This window comes from Mesorhizobium sp. M1143 (assembly GCF_040318435.1).
Taxonomy (GTDB): Bacteria; Pseudomonadota; Alphaproteobacteria; order Rhizobiales; family Rhizobiaceae; genus Mesorhizobium.
Map to the genome: position 1 here is coordinate 1 of NZ_JAMYMJ010000106.1, position 5,634 is coordinate 5,634.

Here is a 5,634-nt window from a genome sequence, read left to right on the forward strand (position 1 = left end):
CGGAACCTGGCAGCAATTTGATCCACCGGGAGTTTTGGCGCGAAGTCTCAGAGAATGCCTCGAGATCCAGTTGCGCCAGCGAAACCGGCTCGACCCGGCAATGGCAGCTTTGGTTGGCCATCTTGAAAAGCTAGCGCGACGGGATTTTGAGGCACTGAAGCAGCATTGCGGCGTCGATGAAGAAGACCTTCTCGACATGATGCATGAGATTCGGGCGCTCGATCCCAAGCCTGGGAACCGATTCCAATCCGGTGCGTCTGAATCAATCATACCCGATGTCTGGGTCACGCCCTCACCGCAAGGCGGGTGGCAGATCGAACTTGATCCCGCCACGCTGCCAAAGCTGCTGATCAATCAAAGCTACTATGCCGAAGTCTCGCGTCAAACTGCCCAAAATTCGAAAGATCAAGCATTTCTCGACGAATGCTTGCAAAACGCGAACTGGCTAATCCGCAGCCTCGATCAGCGCGCCAAGACCATTGTTAAGGTTGCGGCTGAAATCGTGCGTCAGCAGGATGCCTTTTTTGAACATGGCGTCGCCCACCTGCGGCCTCTCAATCTTAGAACCGTCGCTGACGCGATCGGCGTGCACGAGTCGACGGTAAGCCGGGTAACCTCGAACAAGTACATGCTTACCCCGCGCGGAGTCTTTGAACTGAAGTATTTTTTCACCGTCGCGATCGCGTCCTGCCAAGGCGGCGATGCGCACTCCGCCGAAGCTGTCCGGCATCGGATCAAAGCGATGATTGCCGCAGAATCTCCCGGCGACGTGCTTTCCGACGAAGACATCGCTGTCCGGCTGAAGGAAACCGGCATCGATGTTGCGCGCCGCACCGTCACAAAATATCGCGAAGCAATGAACATCCCCTCCTCCGTGCAACGCCGCCGGGACATGCGCTTGTGTTTTTAGATTTGGGTCAAGGCAGCCAACATCACGTTGCATTGCATCAAAGTGGAGACTTCGTTCATGACCCGATCCGCAGCAGGCGTCATGGACGCTGTTCTGCACGACCCAGAAAAGCCCGTCCCACCGTCTGGTCCCGCATGGGGTGCCGTCATTTCGCTTTCCTTGGGCACCTTCGGGCTGGTCACGGCAGAGTTTCTGCCTGTCAGCCTGCTCACGCCCCTCGCGCATGATCTCGGTATCAGCGAGGGAGCGGCTGGACAGGCGATGACGGCGACAGCTATCGTCGGGGCGATCTCGGCGCCGACTGTGGCCATTATCACAAAGCGCCTGGACCGCAGGACCGTCATGTGGACCATGACACTGCTGCTGATCCTGTCGGACGTTCTGGCGGCCGGCGCGTGGTCGCTGGCGGCTCTCCTGACTGCACGCGTCGTGCTCGGCATAGCGCTCGGAGGCTTCTGGTCGATGTCGGCAGCACTGGCGATGCGGCTCGTTCCAAGCCACCTCCTGCCGCGCGCCATGTCGATCATCCTCACCGGCGTTTCCGTAGCTACCGTCTGCGCAGCTCCAATCGGCGCTTATGTCGGCGATATTTGGGGATGGCGAAGCGCCTTCATGCTCGCCGCAGCCGGCGGCGCCGCTACACTGCTCGTGCAACTCATAACCATTCCGAGACTGCCTCCGATTGGAGTGGCTAGCTTCCGCAGCCTGCTGGATGTGGCCAAGATTCCGATGGTCAAGGTTGCGCTTCTGGTTGTCCTGCTGGTCGCTTCCGGCCACTTCGCCGGAATCACCTATATCCGCGCCTTCCTTGAGAAGATCCCCGCGCTGGATGTCGAGACGATCTCGCTTGTGTTGCTGGCTTTTGGCATCGGCGGATTCTTCGGCAATTTGGCCGGCGGGCTTCTGGCCGAGTACAGTCTCAAGGCAGTCGCGGCCCTTGCACCGCTGCTCATAGCGATAGCCGCTGTTTCGCTGCTGACGGCGGGAGCATCGGCCTTGGCCTCGGCGATTGCAGTTGCCGCGTGGGGGTTTGCCTTCGGCGCGGTGCCAGTGGGATTGCAGACGTGGATGGTAGGAAAGGCCGTTCCCGAGCAGGCCCAAAGCGCCGGTGTGCTGCTGGTCACAGTATTCCAAGTGGCAATCGCAGCCGGCGCGATTTTCGGCGGACTATTGGTGGAGAATGCGGGGATTACCAGCGCCATTGCCTACAGTGCTGTTGCCACGTTCGTCGCTGCCCTCATAGTGTTCCTGCTCGGCCCGAAGCGCGAAACCTAGACCGCCTGACAGAAGAGGCCTCAGCAGCGCAGCGCGGCGACAGATGCAATCGCATGCACGGCGCGGCGCGATCCTCCGCTTGCATGGACCAGCGGAAGCGCTGCGTCGGCTTCACCTCCGGGCCATGGCGACCGACACCGGCATCTCCGCACCGTTAAAGCCAACGTACAGCGACCTTAGAGGCTCGCGCATACGCATCTGAGAAAGGGTAGAAATTTCCTAAAATGCAAGACGATAAGAAAGCCTCTCGATTTGGCGTTGATCGTTGACACAAGTGCTATATTAGCGGTCTGCGTCCCTGAGCTCCACGTCAGGAACATACTGTCGGATGCAGACTATCCGACTCGACGGACGATGCAGTGTTCATCGAACTGCGCCGCAGACTGAGTGAATCTACGGCGTGATATACGCTGAATTCGAGTAACCGTACAACATTGGCCGCACTGAGCTGGCGCAAACATCGATGTCGTACGTAGCGTAAGATCTCAAGCAGGTTCGCGGAGGCTCCCCAACATAGACACCTCCAGGCAGTCGGCCGCCTATCAATGAGTTCTTTCACCCTCCCTTTGCGGTGCACCTCAGCGTGCGCCCAGCGTTCCGACATGTCAGCGCATTTCAGCTGCATGTCCCGAAACAGCATTCTTGCTACGGAAACATGGCCATCAGTTGAGCTTTTTCCGGGTCCTCCTCCGAACTGCAGAGCGTCTCTGCATTCTTCGAGACTCGCCGGTAACACGCCAGGAAGTTGGCCGGCCAGCTCGCGTCGGCGCTCCGCCACGCGACTATCCTGAGACACGCGCCTGGTGATCTCGCCAATTAGTGTATGGGCCTTCCTGAAAAGAATGCCTCGCGACGCCATCCGTTCTGCGGCGACAGCCGTCATCGATGAGCCGTCTTCCAGATTTACACGCATCGACCTCTCGTTGAACGACATGAACCTCACGATTAGCGACGTGAGGATAATGGCCCGCTTCAGGCCATCTTCTGCTAGGCCTAATGAAGAGCAGCCGTAGTTGCTCGTTTCGATCGAGTTGCTGAAAGGCGATTTGCAGGTTGCCGTTGCCACAGAAACGTACGCGCCAATCACGGTGCTTGCTGACCCCTTGATGTGTTCAAGCAGAACCGGGTTCTTCTTTTGCGGCAGCATGGAAGAGCCCCCAACAAGATTGGGAGGGACGTCGATGAGCGCGAACTCGCGCGTCGTCCAAACCTGCAGGTCCTGGGCCACACGGCTGAGCAGAATTGAAACGCCAGCGAAGAGTGAAAGCCCGTGTAGGTGATGGTCACGGCTCGCGACCGAATCAAGTGAGTTGAACGACGGCAGTTCGAATCCCAGAAGACTTGCTGTCTTCAAGGGATCTATAGGGATGCTGGTGCCTCCGCCGGCACCAGCTCCCATAGGGCAGTTCCTAATCTCTTCCAGCAGGCAATGGAGGCGCTGACGCTCGCGCCCCAGAGCGAAGAAGACCCCAAGCAGGTAGTGCCCTGGCGATCCCGGGAGTGCGATCTGGTATTGACTGTACAGCGGAGCCACAAGTCTCGATGCCTCTTCCGCTCGCTGCAGGAGAGTGTCCTGCAAAATCCCTGTTTCTCGCGAGATTGAACATACGACCTCCCGAAGAACCAGAAGAGATATAGTCGCGTTCAAGTCGTTGCGAGATCTCGCCAGATGCAGCCAGCCGGCCTGTTCCGGGCCAGCTCTGGCCGCAAGTTCGGCCTCATAGGCCAGATAGAGGCCACGCGGAGCATCGCGGCCCTCCAAAGACTGGAAGCCCTCATCTTGGAGGTCGACGATGTGCTTGAGGAGATCGGCCGCGCCTGCCTCGCTGACCAAGCCCTGGTCCGCAAGCATCACCAGATGAGCTTCGTCTATGACCGCCTGGTGCCGCAGGAGGCGACCGTCACGCGAGATTTCGATAGGCGGAGCGAGCAACTTCATCGCTTCGGGATGTAGGTTCCACCCGCCCTCGCTTGATCCAGCGACCTGCGTGTTGGCCGTTTCGTCAGCAGCCGCCTCGATATCGATTACAATGGAGTCGATCATCCGTTGCGCTGCCGCGACGGCGACATTCAGTTCATCAGCAACTCCTACGGCGTAGGCTACTCGGTCCCTGAAGTCGCCATTTATTTTCACCTCCACTCCCTCAGATTTCAGAAGACCTGCTTCAGGCACTGTTGGCTCTGGATTTCGAGAAAAGCCCAGACGTTTGAGCTTGCCGGATTTATGAACGAGTTGGAAACGGATGGCTCCCGCCCTTGCGCTCGCGTGTGGAAGCGTGAACCCTTCTCCCGCGTAAAGTCTAATCACCATGTCAAGGATTGACGTGCTCAGGGCGTGGGAGAGCATGACTGGAATCATCCCTCCAGCCAGCCTGGGGTTGACCTCGATGATGACGGGGCCCGCCTCCGTTATCACGAACTCCACATGAGCCGGTCCGAAATTCAGGCCTAGCGCCGACACCGCTCGCGCAGCAAAAGAAGCCAGTTCCTTGAGGGACGGCTCCGAAAGCGGGGCCGGGAAGTCGTGCCCCACCTCAACGAAGCAGGGAGCCGGCCCTTTATGCTTGGCAAGAATTCCAAGACAATGCAGCGTCCCATCGTACGCAATCATCTCAGCAGAGTATTCCTTACCCTCGACATATTGCTGGATGAGGATGTCGGGACTGGGCAGATCTACTTGGTCGAGCAGTGCGCCCCTTGCGTTCTCAAACGCCTTGATGGCGGCTGTGGCACTATCGCACAACCTCACGCCGCTGCTACCACTTCCGGACACTGGCTTGACGACCACCGGTAGAGTGGCCTGGGCAAGAATATTCTCGACGTCTCTGATGGAAGTGGCCAGCCGTGTTTCAGGTATCGCGATTGATTGTCGTTGTAACTCGGCCGCTTGCTTCCATTTATTCCGGCATGTGGCTATAGGCTCCGGATTCGCTGCTGGTAGCCCCATCGCCATCGCGGCAGTTGAGGCTGCTTCCACAAAATAATCCGACGACGAGTATATTCCTCCCAGACTTCTTAATTTGGCGGCGACACCGATGAGTTCGTCCGGACTACGCGTTTCAGCTTCGATCACTTGCGCGACAGAGTCCTTAAGAAACGGATAGCGCGCAGGATTGCGGGTAACGAGGTAGGTCTCAAAGCCCAGGAGACGGGCCCGCTTCATCAATAATTCGCCAGTGCCCGTTGTGTTGCTTTCCACGAAAAGGAAGCTGCCTCGATTCATCACACTTGCTCCACAAGGCTTAGGACAGCTTCCCGGCTTTTCCGATCCCAATGATATCGGTTCCATGGAGGGAGGGCGGTCGAGGGATGATTTTCGGTTGCCGGCGCGTCCAGGAGCACACCTGCATTTAGAGATTCGTTCTGCACGAGCCACTTATGGTCGTAGACAGCTTCGACGTAGCGGTGGCCTTCATCAGGACATATGACAACTACGGTCTCTTCTGGAT

At 58.1% G+C, this 5,634-nt stretch carries 3 protein-coding genes and 1 pseudogene; 2 read left to right on the forward strand and 2 right to left on the reverse strand.

From position 1 onward, the window contains the following. Together rpoN and NKH35_RS30565 are read left to right on the forward strand one after the other, a co-directional pair. A partial coding sequence (rpoN, locus tag NKH35_RS30560) for an RNA polymerase factor sigma-54 (RefSeq protein ID WP_352917420.1) occupies positions 1–910 on the forward strand: 910 nt, incomplete at its 5' end. Between the two features lie 57 nt (positions 911–967). Further along, positions 968–2,185 carry an MFS transporter gene (locus NKH35_RS30565; protein WP_352917422.1) on the forward strand — a complete coding sequence of 406 codons (1,218 nt, stop codon included), beginning with the start codon at positions 968–970 and terminating at the stop codon, positions 2,183–2,185. Between the two features lie 310 nt (positions 2,186–2,495). Here the strand turns inward: NKH35_RS30565 and NKH35_RS30570 are convergent, their stop codons facing one another. Continuing rightward, entirely contained in the window at positions 2,496–5,408 is a 2,913-nt protein-coding gene (locus NKH35_RS30570) for a lyase family protein (RefSeq protein ID WP_352917424.1), read from the reverse strand. Then, positions 5,408–5,634: pseudogene (locus tag NKH35_RS30575) on the reverse strand (cysteine synthase family protein); the annotation flags it as partial. The gene NKH35_RS30570 and the pseudogene NKH35_RS30575, both read right to left, overlap by 1 nt.

Coding starts and splice junctions, on each gene's coding strand:
- NKH35_RS30570 (WP_352917424.1), bottom strand. CDS start 5,408: ATGAATCGAGGCAGCTTCCTTTTCGTGGAAAGCAACACAACGGGCACT.
- NKH35_RS30565 (WP_352917422.1), top strand. CDS start 968: ATGACCCGATCCGCAGCAGGCGTCATGGACGCTGTTCTGCACGACCCA.